Origin of the sequence: Paenibacillus sp. LBL, from assembly GCF_029893715.1 — a bacterium.
Classification (GTDB): Bacteria; Bacillota; Bacilli; order Paenibacillales; family Paenibacillaceae; genus Paenibacillus_AQ; species Paenibacillus_AQ glucanolyticus.
On sequence record NZ_JARXYU010000027.1, the window covers coordinates 1 to 15083 of the forward strand.

At 47.9% G+C, this 15083-nt stretch carries 13 protein-coding genes, 1 tRNA gene and 1 pseudogene; 12 read left to right on the forward strand and 3 right to left on the reverse strand.

What is annotated here, in order from left to right; all coding sequences use genetic code 11:
- The first annotated feature begins 488 nt into the window (after positions 1–488).
- From guaB to M2277_RS29930, 9 genes and pseudogenes are all read left to right on the forward strand, one after another.
- Positions 489–1946 (forward strand): IMP dehydrogenase, encoded by a 1458-nt coding sequence (guaB, locus tag M2277_RS29890; protein ID WP_006207461.1) that lies wholly within the window; start codon positions 489–491, stop codon positions 1944–1946.
- Positions 1947–2099: 153 nt separating this feature from the next.
- Positions 2100–3518: a D-alanyl-D-alanine carboxypeptidase family protein gene (locus tag M2277_RS29895; protein ID WP_280756288.1), complete on the forward strand. Its 1419-nt coding sequence runs from the start codon at positions 2100–2102 to the stop codon at positions 3516–3518.
- A 159-nt stretch (positions 3519–3677) separates the two neighbouring features.
- A pseudogene (gene pdxS / locus M2277_RS29900) lies at positions 3678–4559 on the forward strand (pyridoxal 5'-phosphate synthase lyase subunit PdxS).
- Positions 4560–4574: 15 nt separating this feature from the next.
- Positions 4575–5162: a pyridoxal 5'-phosphate synthase glutaminase subunit PdxT gene (pdxT, locus tag M2277_RS29905; protein WP_006207464.1), complete on the forward strand. Its 588-nt coding sequence runs from the start codon at positions 4575–4577 to the stop codon at positions 5160–5162.
- Positions 5163–5349: 187 nt separating this feature from the next.
- Positions 5350–6633, forward strand: a complete 1284-nt coding sequence (gene serS / locus M2277_RS29910; RefSeq protein WP_006207465.1) for a serine--tRNA ligase — start codon at positions 5350–5352, stop codon at positions 6631–6633.
- A 72-nt stretch (positions 6634–6705) separates the two neighbouring features.
- A tRNA-Ser gene (locus M2277_RS29915) sits at positions 6706–6794 on the forward strand.
- Positions 6795–6960: 166 nt separating this feature from the next.
- The gene (locus M2277_RS29920) at positions 6961–7302 is read left to right on the forward strand and encodes a hypothetical protein (RefSeq protein WP_006207466.1); all 342 of its coding nucleotides are present in this window, start codon (positions 6961–6963) and stop codon (positions 7300–7302) included.
- A 95-nt stretch (positions 7303–7397) separates the two neighbouring features.
- Positions 7398–7547, forward strand: coding sequence for a hypothetical protein (locus M2277_RS29925; RefSeq protein WP_006207467.1), 150 nt, complete (start codon positions 7398–7400; stop codon positions 7545–7547).
- Between the two features lie 306 nt (positions 7548–7853).
- Positions 7854–8939 (forward strand): hypothetical protein, encoded by a 1086-nt coding sequence (locus M2277_RS29930; RefSeq protein WP_006207469.1) that lies wholly within the window; start codon positions 7854–7856, stop codon positions 8937–8939.
- Between the two features lie 65 nt (positions 8940–9004).
- On the opposite strand, the gene tadA is transcribed toward M2277_RS29930, so the two are convergent.
- Positions 9005–9496 carry a tRNA adenosine(34) deaminase TadA gene (tadA, locus tag M2277_RS29935; protein WP_006207470.1) on the reverse strand — a complete coding sequence of 164 codons (492 nt, stop codon included), beginning with the start codon at positions 9494–9496 and terminating at the stop codon, positions 9005–9007.
- 352 nt (positions 9497–9848) lie between these two features.
- Between tadA and M2277_RS29940 the strand changes: the two genes are divergently transcribed.
- Both M2277_RS29940 and rluF read left to right on the forward strand, forming a co-directional pair.
- Complete coding sequence (locus M2277_RS29940) at positions 9849–12143, forward strand: ATP-binding protein (RefSeq protein WP_280756289.1); 2295 nt, start codon at positions 9849–9851, stop codon at positions 12141–12143.
- 33 nt (positions 12144–12176) lie between these two features.
- Positions 12177–12878 (forward strand): 23S rRNA pseudouridine(2604) synthase RluF, encoded by a 702-nt coding sequence (gene rluF / locus M2277_RS29945; RefSeq protein WP_006207471.1) that lies wholly within the window; start codon positions 12177–12179, stop codon positions 12876–12878.
- A 104-nt stretch (positions 12879–12982) separates the two neighbouring features.
- Here rluF and motB read toward each other — a convergent pair whose 3' ends face one another.
- Both motB and motA read right to left on the reverse strand, forming a co-directional pair.
- Complete coding sequence (gene motB, locus M2277_RS29950) at positions 12983–13804, reverse strand: flagellar motor protein MotB (RefSeq protein ID WP_280756290.1); 822 nt, start codon at positions 13802–13804, stop codon at positions 12983–12985.
- A complete protein-coding gene (motA, locus tag M2277_RS29955; protein WP_006207473.1) occupies positions 13788–14588 on the reverse strand; it encodes a flagellar motor stator protein MotA in 801 nt (266 codons plus the stop codon). Before motA ends, motB begins: the two co-directional genes overlap by 17 nt.
- 191 nt (positions 14589–14779) lie before the next feature.
- On the opposite strand from motA, the gene M2277_RS29960 reads away from it, so the two are divergent.
- Positions 14780–15073: a hypothetical protein gene (locus tag M2277_RS29960; protein WP_006207474.1), complete on the forward strand. Its 294-nt coding sequence runs from the start codon at positions 14780–14782 to the stop codon at positions 15071–15073.
- Positions 15074–15083 lie beyond the last annotated feature (10 nt).

A 15083-nucleotide genomic window follows, 5' to 3' on the forward strand; every position in this document is an offset into this window, starting at 1 on the left:
CCGTTAAGCCTTCCAGCGCCGATGGTACTTGGACCGCAGGGTCCCGGGAGAGTAGGACGTCGCCAAGCGAACAACCATAAAGACCGTTATCGAGTAATCGATAACGGTCTTTTCCTATAGTTCAGCTCTTACATTTGTAAATAACAGACTATCCCGTGCTGGCTTGGGTGATACTATGCGACAGGCTGCTGTAATCCCATGGATGATCCGAAGTGATCAGGGAATGGGAGAGAAGGTGTAAACGTGGATAAGTCTCCATTTTATAGAAGAAACTCATTGGTTTTGTCCACTATGAAGAGACAAGGTAACGCGCTGGATGGATACTTGTGACCTCCATAAAAAGGGCCAATTCAATCCTTGACAGCCTATGGGCCCTTTGCTAAGATGGCAATAATATATTTCTGAAAATACATTGAAAATGCCGTCCGGTCCCGCTCTGACAGTAGTTGTAGTCCGCAGGAAGACGACAAAAAGGAGGAATAACCCAGGTGTGGGAAGATAAGTTTAGCAAGGAAGGCTTCACTTTTGACGATGTATTGTTGGTTCCTAGAAAATCCGAGGTGCTTCCAAAAGAAGTGGATGTTAGCACAAAATTGAGCGAGCATGTGAGATTGAACATTCCCCTCATCAGTGCTGGAATGGATACCGTAACGGAAGCTCCTTTGGCAATTGCCATTGCTAGAGAAGGCGGAATCGGCATTATTCATAAAAATATGACCGTTGAACAACAGGCAGAAGAGGTAGATCGGGTTAAACGTTCGGAAAGCGGTGTTATCACGAATCCGTTCTCGCTTCATGCTGATCATCTTGTATCCGATGCAGAGAAACTCATGGGCAAATTCCGGATTTCCGGAGTGCCGATCGTGGATGAGAGCAATAAACTGATCGGGATTTTGACCAACCGTGATTTGCGGTTTGTGCATGACTACAGTACGGTAATCAGTGAAGTGATGACCAGTGAGAACCTGGTAACGGCTCCGGTAGGAACGACGCTTCAGGATGCCGAAATGATCCTGCAAAAGCATAAGATCGAGAAGCTGCCTCTAGTAGATGAAGATAATGTTCTTAAAGGGCTTATTACAATTAAAGACATTGAGAAAGCAATCCAGTTCCCTAGAGCGGCGAAGGATGCACAAGGACGTCTCCTGGTGGGTGCGGCAATCGGGATCTCCAAAGATACATTCGAAAGAGCAGAAGCGCTTGTAAAAGCCGGTGTAGACGTCATTACTGTTGACTCCGCTCACGGACATCACATCAACATCATTGATTCCGTTCGCAAGCTGCGTGAAATTTATCCGGATCTAACCATCATTGCGGGTAATGTAGCTACAGGTGAAGCTACAAGAGATCTTATCGAAGCCGGAGCATCTGTTGTTAAAGTCGGTATCGGACCGGGATCCATTTGTACGACCCGCGTCATTGCTGGTATTGGCGTACCGCAAATCACAGCAATTTATGACTGTGCGACCGTTGCTAAGGAGTACGGCGTGCCAATTATTGCCGATGGCGGTATTAAATACTCCGGAGAAATCACGAAAGCCATCGCAGCCGGGGCAAGTGCCGTCATGCTGGGCAGCATGTTTGCCGGTACGGAGGAAAGCCCGGGCGAAGCTGAGATCTACCAAGGACGTCGTTTCAAGGCGTATCGCGGGATGGGTTCCCTTGCTGCTATGAAACAAGGCAGTAAAGACCGTTACTTCCAGGATGACGACAAGAAATTGGTGCCGGAAGGCATCGAGGGTCGTGTTGCTTACAAAGGGCCTTTGGCCGATACCATTCATCAGTTGATTGGTGGATTGCGTTCCGGCATGGGCTATTGCGGCACGCAAAACCTGGATGAGCTGCGTAATGACACTCAGTTTATCCGTATTTCAGGCGCAGGGCTTCGCGAGAGTCATCCGCATGATATCCAAATCACCAAAGAAGCACCTAACTATTCCTTGTAATACACTGAAGTGAAACAAGGATAGACAATATATGTCATATATTTCCTGGACAAGCTGGATGAAATTCATCTAGCTTGTCTTTTTTTGATACCCCCCCTATGATAGAATAGAACAAGTTAATGACTTATTGAGAATTAGAGGGGAGTTATTCCATTGATAGACAAGTCTGTAAAGAAGAATAAACGACAACGAATTCAAAGAACGCTGGCATCCTTGATGCTGTTTAATATACTGTGTTTCTCCGCTGCACCGGCGGTTTCATTGGCAGCACCTCATATGCTGGCAACAGCGGATACGACCAATGCTACAGATGATAAAGCAGCAACCGACAAGGCTGCAACGGATAATGCCAAGCCGGATAAAGTTCCATCCATAGATCAGCTTGGATTGGACGTCAGCTCTGCCGTATTGATCGAGCCTTCTACAGGGCAGGTCCTGTTATCGGTTAATGCTGATGAAGCATTGCCGCCGGCCAGCATGACCAAGATGATGACGGAGTACATCGTTGCGGAGAAAGTTAAGCAAGGTGAGCTAGCTTGGGATGACATGGTCTCGGTAAAAGAGAATGCAGAAAAAACGGTGGGCTCACGGATATTTTTGGCTGAGGGCGACCAACATACAGTCGAAGAGCTCTACATAGCTATGGCTGTAGGTTCAGCTAACGATGCTACGGTAGCACTGGCTGAGCATGTGGCTGGTTCCGAGGAAGAGTTTGTTACCCTGATGAACGACACGGCAAAAAAGATGGGGCTGAAGACGGCATTCTTCATTAACTCTACAGGTCTCAGCCGTGCGGATATGCCCGATAAATATCGTCCTGCAGAGGACAAGGAAACGGTAATGTCAGCAATGGATACAGCGTTACTGGCCAAATTCATCGTTGAGGATCATCCTGATTTTGCAAGATTCACGGCCATTCAATCCCACAAATTTCGACCGCGCGACACGCATCCAATTATCAACTATAACTGGATGCTTGAAGCCAATAAAGATATCACCAACTTCAAGAAATATGCTTACGAAGGTCTGGACGGATTAAAGACAGGCCATACCAATGCAGCTAAGTATTGCTTCGCGGGTACCGCTGAGCGTGATGGCATGCGTCTGATTAGCGTGGTTATGGGCACAAAATCCGAAGGAGCTCGTTTTGTAGAATCCAAAAAAGTCCTGGATTACGGCTTTGACAATTTCGAAGTGAAGGAAGTTCAAGCTGCTGGGGCAACCGTTGAAGGCTTTGATAGCATTGAGGTGAAGAAGGGTAAAGGCAAGCAAACAGCAGTCGTAACCGATAAAGCAGTCACTTTTGTTGTACCCAAAGGATCGACTGGCAAGAATATTACGTTCGAAGCCAAGCTGGACTCCTCCAGCATGACAGCTCCTGTGGCTAAAGGTACGAAGGTGGGTACGGTGACCTACACCTATAAAATTGAAGGCATGAAGGATGCCCAAACCGAAACGGTGAACTTAATCACGGCGGATGAGGTTGAGAAGGCAGGCTGGTTCAGTTTGTTCCTGCGGGCAATCGGCGATTTTTTTGCGGATTTGTTTGATTCCATCAAAAATCTTTTTTAACAGCTATAAATTCCGAGTGAATGGGTTGTATATTTGATTTTGATGCGGTAAAATATCGAGTTAGATTCATTGCAAGTATGTACCTATATAGGCACAGACCATATCGCCAGGATTGCGTTATGGCGATGAGATACAACATATAATCGGGAGGCTAGGGGCATGGAAACAGGAACATCAACGGTAAAAAGAGGTATGGCGGAAATGCAAAAAGGCGGCGTCATTATGGACGTCATGAATGCGGAACAAGCGAAAATCGCTGAAGCTGCCGGTGCAACGGCAGTTATGGCGCTGGAGCGCGTTCCTTCCGATATTCGCGCTGCTGGGGGAGTGGCACGGATGGCTGACCCAACGATCGTTGAGGAAGTCATGAAGGTTGTATCCATTCCGGTTATGGCCAAAGCTCGTATCGGTCATTATGTCGAAGCGAAAGTGCTGGAATCTCTTGGTGTGGATTACCTTGATGAGAGTGAAGTTCTGACACCGGCAGATGAAGTGTTCCATATCGATAAATGGGATTTCACGGTACCATTCGTATGCGGAGCGTAGGATCTTGGTGAAGCGCTGCGTCGTATTGGTGAAGGCGCGTCGATGCTTCGTACGAAGGGTGAGCCGGGAACAGGCAATATCGTGGAAGCTGTTCGCCATATGCGTTTGATCAACAGTCAAATCCGTAAAGTTCGTAACATGTCGAAGGACGAGCTGTATGCAGAAGCGAAAAACCTGGGTGTTTCCTATGACCTCCTGAAAGGCATCCATGAGACAGGCAAGCTTCCCGTGGTTAACTTTGCAGCTGGTGGTATAGCAACACCTGCAGATGCCGCATTGATGATGCATTTGGGCGCTGACGGGGTCTTCGTGGGATCCGGTATTTTCAAATCGGACAGCCCTGAGAAATTTGCACGGGCGATCGTAGAAGCGACTACACATTATGATGATTATAAATTGATTGCCGAAGTATCCAAGAATCTGGGTACTCCGATGAAAGGCATCGAGATATCCAAGCTTAGTCCAGCCGAGCGTATGCAGGATCGCGGCTGGTAAGAGAGAAGGGGTAACATGAAGGTCGGAGTACTGGCACTTCAGGGTGCCGTTGCAGAGCATATTCGAAGCATATCCCTTGCCGGTGCAGAGGGCGTTCCGATCAAGCGGAGAGAGCAGCTTCAGGACGTTGACGGTTTAATCATTCCTGGCGGAGAGAGCACCACCATTGGCAAGCTTATGCGTAAATACGGCTTTATGGATGCAATTACTCAATTCTCAACCCAAGGCAAACCGATATTCGGTACTTGTGCCGGACTGATTGTGCTTGCTGAGCGAATTCAAGGGGATGAAGAGGCGCATTTGAAGCTCATGGACATCACGGTAGCCCGTAACGCATTTGGACGTCAGCGCGAGAGCTTTGAGACCGATCTGGATGTCAAAGGAATCGATGAGAAGGTTCGCGCTGTTTTTATTCGAGCACCGCTGATTCTGGAAGTGGGCGCAGGCGTTGAGGTTCTGTCCACGTATAAGGATGAGATTGTTACAGCCAGACAGAGGCATCTGCTTGCGGCCTCGTATCATCCAGAGCTGACGGACGATTATCGTCTCCATCAATATTTTGTGGAGATGGTCCGCTCGCAGTCCGCAGCCGCACAGAAGTAATAGCTACAGCAGAAGACATCTTGACTCTTAGGCAGTATACAGGAGTCAAGTTGTCTTTTTCGCTGAAATGCAATAAGATGTATCGTATGTAATAGAGGTCATGCAGCCTTGTCCCAAGGCTTTTTGTAGACATAGAGGGCAGCTGCTTCGATATACTGATGGATGTTTTACTTTAGGAGGGTTTCCCGTGTTAGACGTAAAAATATTGCGCAGCGAGTACAGTCGTGTAGAAGAAGCGCTGAAGAATCGTGGCAAATCGCTCGATTTAATTGCGGATTTTCCTAAGCTTGACGCCCGGCGCCGGGAGTTGCTGCAGGAAAGCGAAAGTTTGAAGAACCGCCGCAACACCGTGTCGGCTGAAGTAGCCAGGCTGAAGAAGAATCGTGAGAATGCAGATGAGCTGATTCTGGAGATGCGAGAAGTGTCAGACCGGATTAAAGCGATGGATGAGGAAGTGCGTGAGCTGGAAGCGAGTATTTCCGAGCTTACTTTGGCGATTCCGAATATTCCTCACGAGAGTGTGCCGGTAGGCGCCTCGGAGGAGGAGAACGTGGAGATCCGCCGGTGGGCGGAGCCTAATGCCTTCGATTTCGAGCCTAAGGCTCACTGGGAGCTTGCTCAGAATCTGGGCATACTGGATTTTGAAGCAGGTGCGAAGGTGACAGGTTCCCGATTTACGTTCTACAAAGGTCTGGGTGCTCGCCTGGAGCGTGCCTTAATCAGTTTCATGATGGATCTGCACAGCGACAAACACGGCTATGAAGAAATGCTGCCTCCATATATCGTCAACCGGGACAGCCTGTACGGAACCGGACAGCTTCCTAAATTTGAAGAGGATTTATTCAAGATCAGCGATACGGATTACTATTTGATCCCAACGGCGGAGGTTCCCGTAACGAACTACCATCGTGAAGAAATCCTGAACATCGAGGATCTGCCAAAATACTATGTGGCGTACAGTTCCTGTTTCCGTTCCGAAGCCGGTGCGGCAGGGCGCGACACACGCGGTCTCATTCGTCAGCATCAGTTCAATAAGGTGGAGATGGTGAAGATCGTAAATCCGGAAACATCCTTTGATGAGCTTGAGAAGATGACAACGGATGCAGAGCGTGTGCTTCAGCTGCTAAATCTTCCATATCGCGTGATGGCCCTTTGTACAGGGGACATGGGTTTTGGCTCCATGAAGACATATGATTTGGAAGTATGGCTCCCAGAGAGCGGCGTATACCGGGAAATTTCCTCCTGTTCGAATATAGGGGACTTCCAGGCTCGTCGTGCCAATATCCGCTTCCGTCCGGAGCCGAAGAGCAAGCCGGAGTTTGTCCACACCTTGAACGGTTCCGGGCTCGCTGTGGGCCGTACAGTTGCTGCCATTCTGGAGAATTATCAACAGGCAGACGGTTCGGTGATCATTCCAGAAGTGCTTCGTCCTTATATGGGCAACGTCAGTATCATTGAGCAGAAAAAATAGTTGATAAATTATTTTGTCTTGTGGTATAATGATTTTTGCACGTGATTAATTTACGTGTAATCACTGCCACATGGAGAGGTACCGAAGCGGTCATAACGGGGCGGTCTTGAAAACCGTTAGGGGGCAACTCCACATGGGTTCGAATCCCATCCTCTCCGCCATACATAACAAATACAAACCGTTTCCTTAGGGAAACGGTTTTTTTGTATGCTTTTTTTAGCAAGGGCACACCGTTACTTGGCTTGTCCGTAAAGTTCGGCTATGTGGATGGACGCTGTATAAAACAAGGCCCATTATCGCAATTTATAGAGAAGGGGAGGTGTGAACATGAACTCAGAACTGAATGTAGATCAGGCCATGCTGGTCAATGCCTGGCAGGAAAGGCTATCAACGATTCTAAAGCCGGGCGATCGCGCCGAAGTGGCTGCGGACGAAGGGGATGCGAATGCCATCCGTATTCACATCGGTGCGGCAGGGCGCCAGGAGTATTCGTTTGATTTTCAATGCACGTATGTAGATTCAAGGGAAGTAAAGGTAGAACTGGTCGATGTGGAGCGAGATGGCGCAACGACAGATGAGCGTAACGAGAATATTCAGGGTATGGTAGGCGACTATACGCGCCATATTCATGAATGTGCTCAAGCGCTGCAGCAAATCACGCATCACTGATTATATGAATGACATATCCCAGTCCCTTCACTTTACGAAATCAGGACAGGATTGCCGAAACCATCGTTGTTATCCACGAAATGGAGGGCTACCAGATGAGCAAGCCAAAGTCGATTCCAGTACCTGAAGCACAAGAGCAGCCGAAAAAGCGCAAGGATCATGACCGTGGCGGTCAGGAGCCGCTGTCAGGCTCACACAGAGCGAAGATCCGTAAGCAGGACGGGCATTTCAACCCGGAAGGCTAAACGGCCCCAGGCGCTAATATAGAAGCGCTAGAAGCAAGAATCGTGAGAACTTCCTGTAATTCGACAGGAGGTTCTTTTTTTCGTTATGAAACCTTTTCATAAATCTTCCGTATTAGTGTGCAAGTGTAATATTCTGGGGCCCCACCTTATTCGCATGTTAAGAAGTTCAAATTTAAGACTCCTGGAAAAAGAAAGGAAATATAAATTTCAGCAAATATTCCAGAAAGTGTTTCTCATTTTAGGTAAATGGTTTATGATTAGAAGGTCTGTTATTTTTTTTGATGTTAGAGGGGAGAGAAAATTTTAATGAACAAGAAGTTTGCAGCTATCATGCTGACACTGCTGCTCACAGTGACGGTTGTGCTATCCGGCTGCGCCAAAAAAGAAGAGCCTAAAGCGGCGATGACCAATGCTGCTACGAATGCCATGAAGATGACGTCGTACGAAATGAAGAGTAAATTTGTCATTGAAGACCTTCAAGTTAACATACCTGCAGTTGAAGGCGACCCAAGTGTAACCCAGGCGATGACAATGTTGAAAAATGCTGAAGTTACGCTGGATGGCATCTATCAAGCGGAGCCTATGCAAACCGAAATGAACATGGGGATCAATCTGAAGGGCGACATGGCCATGTCCATCAACATTGATATGGTAATGACCAATGAGAAGATCTACGTCAAGGTTCCAAGCATTCCGATGCTTCCGTTCCCAGAGGATGTTGTAGGTAAGTACCTCGTGATGGATATGAAAGAGCTTGCTGAGCAATCCGGCGAAACATTTAGTCCGGAGAGCCTGGATACCGAAAAGTCTCAGAAATTCGTGAATGAAATCCTTGAAGCGTTGCTTAGCGAATATGATCAAGCCAAATACTTCAAAGATATCAATGTAAAAGATGCTGCGCTTCCAGAGGGCGTGGATGCGAAACAAGTCGTTCAATTCTTTGTAACCAATGATACGCTTAATGAAGCATTAGACATCCTGGTAAACAAGGTTGCTCCGAAGGTAGTTGATATTGCAGCTAAAGACGAGTACCGTGAATTGCTGGGTCTGACGCAAGAAGATATTGACGCAGCTAAAGCGGAAGTATCTGCTGTGAACCAAGACGAATTCAAAGCGGGCTTGGACGAAATCCAGAAATACCTGAAGATCAATACTTTTAACATCAATACAGCGATCGATAAAAAAGATTTCCCTGCTTATCAAGATGTTGTGTTGAACGTAGATTTCAATGATCCAGAAACCAATGAGAACGTGAAGTTGGCTGTGAAGGGTAGTACCCAATACAACAACATCAACGGAAAACAAGAGTTCAAAATCGGTATTCCAAAAGACGCTGATGTCATCACGATGGAGCAATTTGAGGAATCGATGAGCCAAATGGGCACTTATTAATATCGTTCATCATAGACAACAGAACCCGGCCGTCATGGCCGGGTTTTCTGTTTCTTTACATATGGTCATTTTCCACGCAAACGCCGGAAAAACTGAGTGAGCAGCGAAGCGCACTCTTCCTGGAGTACACCGTCTATGACAGTTGTGCGGTGATTGAAGCGCGGCTCCTGGAGCAAATTCATCAGAGTGCCTGCACAACCAGCTTTGGGGTCACCTGTGCCATAGATGAGCTGCGGAACCCGGGATTGCACGATGGCACCTGCGCACATGGGACAGGGCTCCAGCGTGACGTACAGACGACAGTCCAGCAGTCTCCACGCTCCAAGATGTTGACTTGCCTCACGGATGGCCACCATCTCTGCATGAGCCGTTCCATCATAAGTTGTTTCACGCAAATTGTATCCGCGACCAATAATCTCATCACCACGAACGATGACGGCGCCAATAGGAACTTCACCGAGCTCCTCGGCTTTACGTGCTTCTGCAATGGCTTCTCTCATCCAGTGTTCATGATTATGATTATCCACAGTCAGTGGGTCTATTGAATTCGGTATCAAACGAAAGTCTCCTTTCACATCCAGTCAAAACCCTGTATTTATACCCATTGTTCAACGAACATTTATTCGTTTGTTAACATGATGTGGACAGAATTGTGGATAAGTTAAATTTTATGCACAAAGTTATGCACATTATCCACAGATGAGTTGTGTATTTGTGCGCAATCTGTGGATACGTTATTTTTTTCGCCTGGAATGACCTCTTTATTGTAAGGATTCCCTATTTCAATAGCAATGTGATTGTGTAAAAAAGCGTTGTTATGCCTGTCTTTTCAAACGTTCGTGATCAAGGTATCATGAGGATATAGATTCGCAAGTCGTCTATGTGATAGCAGAAAGGTGAAGATGCCACTTGTCGATCAAGACGAAATTATCGATGATCATGTCCATATCGGTATTATTTATTCTTCTGCTCAACATTACGCTGAACTATTACACAACCCAGGAAAATTTGCAGCAGGATAGTGAAACCAAGATGGTAATGGCAGCTACTCAGATTGCCATAACGGTCCAGCAAACCGGGTTTAGTTCTGGATATGTGGATGACATATTCGGCGATATGCTGAAGGTGGCCTCGGTCAATGCGGCCAGAGCATTGGATCCGGATATTAAAAATATAACCAATCGGCAGCTGGAAGAGCTCAGCAAGGAGATCGGCGTCACGCATATTTCATTGCTGGTCCGCACTCAAGATGATATCGTGGTTGCCCGTTCCTCTGCGGAAGAGGAAATCGGTCTTTCGACTAAGAAATGGGGCTATTGGTATACCGCGTTTCAGGAGCTGTTTCAGTATGGTAAAGTCGTATCGGTTACGGAGGGGCAGCACGCCGAACATTTCTGGTCGGGACCGTTTGAGTTCTCCACATCCAATCCGGAATTTATTGATAAATGGGGGTACTATTACGACGGCGGACGCAATTATATCATTGATCCCTACATACGGAATTCGAACATCAAGGATTTTGTGAAAATTACGAGTCCGGATACGGTCGTGGAAGAGACACTGAAATCCAATCCGCGAATATTGGAAGTGACAGGCATCAACCCTGAAACGTTTGGCAATGAATATATGAGGGAGGATGGAACGGACGACGTACATTATAAGCTTCGCAATCGACCGATAACGTTCGGTACCTATGATTACGGCAGCCTGGATCAGGATATGGAGGCCGTACAGCAGGCTGTTGCTACCCGTGATAATGTCGTATTTGTCAGCACTATTCATGGTAAAAAGGTATTGAAAAGCTTTATCCCCATCGTATCTGAGGATAAACCGACAAGTATCATCAGTGTGGTCATGGATTATGAGGCCATCTCCTCTGTCATGAGGGAGCAGATGATCAGTCTTGTGGCCATCTCGCTGGTTTTACTGGAAATCGTGATTTTTGGAAGTTATATTGTAGCGGGTTATTTTACAAAGCCGATTCAAGCCATATTGGGGACGGTCAACGACGTATCCGACGGTCACTTTGATAGAAGGCTGGAGGTAAGCAGTCGGGATGAACTGGGCCAGCTTGCAGGCCGAATCAATGCGATGACCCGCAATTTGGGTAACTACACGAGTCAATTGAAGCAGATGGTTGATGAGAATCAGTCCGTTAAGGAATATTTGGAATCCGTCATTAATCAAACGGCGGATGCGATTCATACCACAGATACCTATGAACGAGTGATTAGCGTGAACAAGGCGTTTGAACAATTATATGGTTGGAAGGCGCATGAGGTGGTCGGGCGGAAGCTTGCGTTAGTGCCTCCGGCCAAAGAGGAAGAAGAAAAGGAACGCATCCGGCGGCTGCGGGCCGGGGAACGGCTCTCCCCGGTTGAGACCGTTCGTCTGCGTAAGGATGGCAGTACGATTGAGGTCAGCATCAGCACCTCGCTGGTGCGGGATGAGAATGGTGAGGTTACCTCGATGATTAGTGTGTCCCGGGATGTAACAGAACGCAATCGGATTGAGGAGCTGCTGCGGCGTTCGGAGAAGTTGAATACGGTTGGACAGCTGGCGGCAGGGGTTGCACATGAAATACGGAACCCTCTGACGACCCTTCGCGGATTTCTGCAGCTCCAGCAGCAGACCCATAAAACCAATCCGGATCATATTGATCTGATGCTGTCGGAGCTGGATCGAATCAACCTGATTGTCAGTGAATTCCTGATATTAGCCAAGCCGCAGGCAATTCATTTTCAGGAGAGAGACGTTAGAATTATCATGGGCGATGTCATATCTTTTCTCGATAGCCAGGCCCATCTGTACGGGATCGAGTTCAAATTGACATTTGCTGTAGAACCGACCTTTGTCCACTGTGAGGAGAACCAGCTTAAGCAGGTATTTATCAATTTGCTCAAGAATGCGATTGAAGCGATGCCGGAAGGCGGCAATGTCTGGATCGATCTTAAACGACCTAACGCAGAGCTCGTGCAGATCGACATTCGGGATGAGGGTCAAGGCATCCCGGAAGAACTTATGCCACATCTGGGTGAACCGTTTATTACCAATAAGGAGACCGGTACCGGGCTTGGGTTGATGGTCAGCCAGCGTATCATTCAGGGTCATCGTGGCACGATGGAGATTGAGAGTGAAGTGGGCATAGGCACAAAGGTGAGTATTGTCCTGCCTGCAGTGCAGCGGACTGCAATTGAGGGCTGAGCGGGAAGCAGTTACAGATAAGGGGATGGCATCTTGAGAATTAATAAATTTATCAGTGAAACAGGATATTGCTCGCGTCGTGAAGCGGATAAGCTGGTGGAGAGCGGGAAGGTAACCATTAATGGTGTGGTTGCTGTCTTGGGAAGCCAGGCTGAGGAAGGCGATGATGTCCGTATCCAGGGGCGGCCGCTTCAAGATAAGAAGAAGCATGTATATATTGCACTTTATAAGCCGGTAGGGATAACGAGTACAACCGAACTGCATATCAAGGGCAATATTGTGGATTTTGTGGGGCACAAAGAACGGATTTTTCCGATTGGACGCTTGGACAAGGACTCCGAGGGATTGATTCTGTTAACGAACGATGGGGATATCGTCAATAAAATCCTTCGCTCCGAAGGGAAACATGAGAAAGAATATATTGTCACGGTAGACCGCCCTCTTACAGATACATTCTTGAGAGGGATGTCCAGTGGCGTAAAAATTTTAGGTGAGATGACACTTCCTTGCGAGGTCACGAGAATGTCCGAGCGTGTATTCCGAATTATTCTGACAGAGGGGAAAAATCGCCAAATCCGCAGAATGTGCAGCGCCTTTGGTTATGAGGTTCGAAAGCTGCAGCGAATCCGGATTATGAATATCCGTCTTGGAAGCCAGCGCGTCGGCTCGTGGCGCGATCTCAACGAGAAGGAGAGGGAGGAGCTCGGCCGGCTGTTGAACTACAAGCTGGAGTAGTGTGACGGAAGCCGTTTGGCGGTATGCCGCATCTACACAGAACAACCGATGCCCCTGGTGACCAGGTGCATCGGTTGTTTATTGTGTGTTATAGTCTGTAGTGACTAATTTCCGTCGCTTACATCTTCAACGTTGGTAAAAGTTGCACTATCTTGGTATTTACGTATAATGGATACCTCAACCCTGCGGTTCTTGGCTCGTCCGGCTTCGGTTTTGTTATCGGCGATCGGATGGTATTCGCCGTAGCCAATCGGCATGAACCGTTTCGGATCAAGCGCAGAGTTGGTCAGCAGTATTTTCATAAACTGCAAAGCTCGATCCGAGCTCAGATCCCAGTTGGAAGGATACCTGCTGTTGGCGATCGGGACATTATCCGTATGGCCGGATACGATGATTTCATAATCCGGGAACTTGTGCAGCATTTGTGAGATGGCTTTGGCCAGCTTACGGGCCTCAGGCTTCACAACGGCTTCGCCGGAAGGGAACAAGGCGTTGTCCCGTATCGTAATGACGAGCTGGGAGTGATTCAGCTTCGTGCTGAGCTCCGAAGTTAAACCGTTATTTTTAATATAGTTATCAAGCTGCTTCTTCAGTTTCTCCAGGTCCTCTTGTTCTTGGCGCATTAACTCAGCCCGTCTTTGGTCAGGGGTTGTAGCGGGAACGTTAGGGGACGATGCCTTATGATCATTAACGTTCGGCGGATCTTCGCTGGGCAGCGTTTTGCTGTAATCCAGCACGCCGGTACCCCCGGTGAGAGCAACGCTGAAGGCTTCGCTCATCTCTTGAAATTTGCGTGCATCGGTCGCGCTCATGGCGTAAAGCACCAGGAACAAGGCCAGAAGCAATGTCAAAAGGTCTGCATAAGGAAGGAGCCAGGATTCATCGGCATGCTCCTCATGCGGCTCGTGCCTAGTCTTTTTGCTCACTAGCACCAGCCTCCCTCTCACTGAGCTCAGCCCGTTCGGACGGTGTCAGGAACACGGAGAGCTTCTGATTAATTGCGATGGTGGACACACCGGATTGAATGGACAGCAGGCCTTCTACCATCATCAAGCGGATTTCAACTTCGCGTTTGGATAGACGCTTCAGCTTGTTCGCAATGGGATGACAGATGACATAACCGGTGAAGATACCAAGCAGGGTAGCAATAAATGCAGCTCCAATCGCATGGGCAAGTTCTCCCATATCTTCCATATGGGAAAGTGCAGCGATCAGGCCGATAACGGCTCCAAGTACCCCAAGGGATGGTGCATACATACCCGCCTGGGAGAAGATCAAGGCGCCAGAGCGATGGCGTTCCTCGGTGGCATTAATATCTTCCATTAATACATCGCGTACGAATTCCTGATCATTTCCATCGATGATCATACGCATACCGTTACGCAGGAAGGTGTCATCAATCTCATCGACCTTGGTCTCCAGCGCGAGCAGTCCTTCACGGCGTGTGATCGAAGCCCATTCCATAAACAGCTTGATCATGTCCGTTTTGTCCATCAGATTCTGTTTGAGAAAGGTCATCTTGACCAGCTTTGGAATCTTTTTCAGCTCGACTAGTGGAAACCCGATGAATAAGGTTGCTGCCGTGCCGCCAAGAATGATTAGATAGGCTGCCGGATTATACAGAGCGAGAAGGGAGGCGCCTTTCAGAAGCATGCCCACCACTACCGCGACGATACCGATGATTAAGCCTATAATTGTTGAAATTTCCATACCACACCTCATCCGTGAGAAATAAAATAACGAATCCATTCGTCAGAGCGGCTCTCATGGAGAACCGGGCGCCTTTTGTGGGGCGTTATCCTATTTATCGTCAGGTCGGGCTTTTTTTTTTAGTTGTAATTTCCGGTATAATGGAAGGAAGGGAAACGAGGCTAAGTACGGCAAGGAAAGGAGTGATCGAGATGGGCGTTAAGCACGGAAGAGATTACGGCGAAATTCTGGCAGAATTAACGGAAGCGGTTGGGAGAATTTCCGACAGCTATGTCTTCTTTGAAATGGAAGCGGAGGAATGGAACAATCTGGGCGAGGCCGAGAAAACGGAGGTTCATGAGGCGCTGGCAGAGGATTTGTTCTACGCTTTGGGTACCGAACCGGTTATTAGCGTGGGCAGCGGCGTTGTCATGCATGACCAGACCAACCATCGAATACATATTTTGATTGGTGAAGAAGAACTGGCCTTTGTAGCTCTTGTATAATCACGTCAGT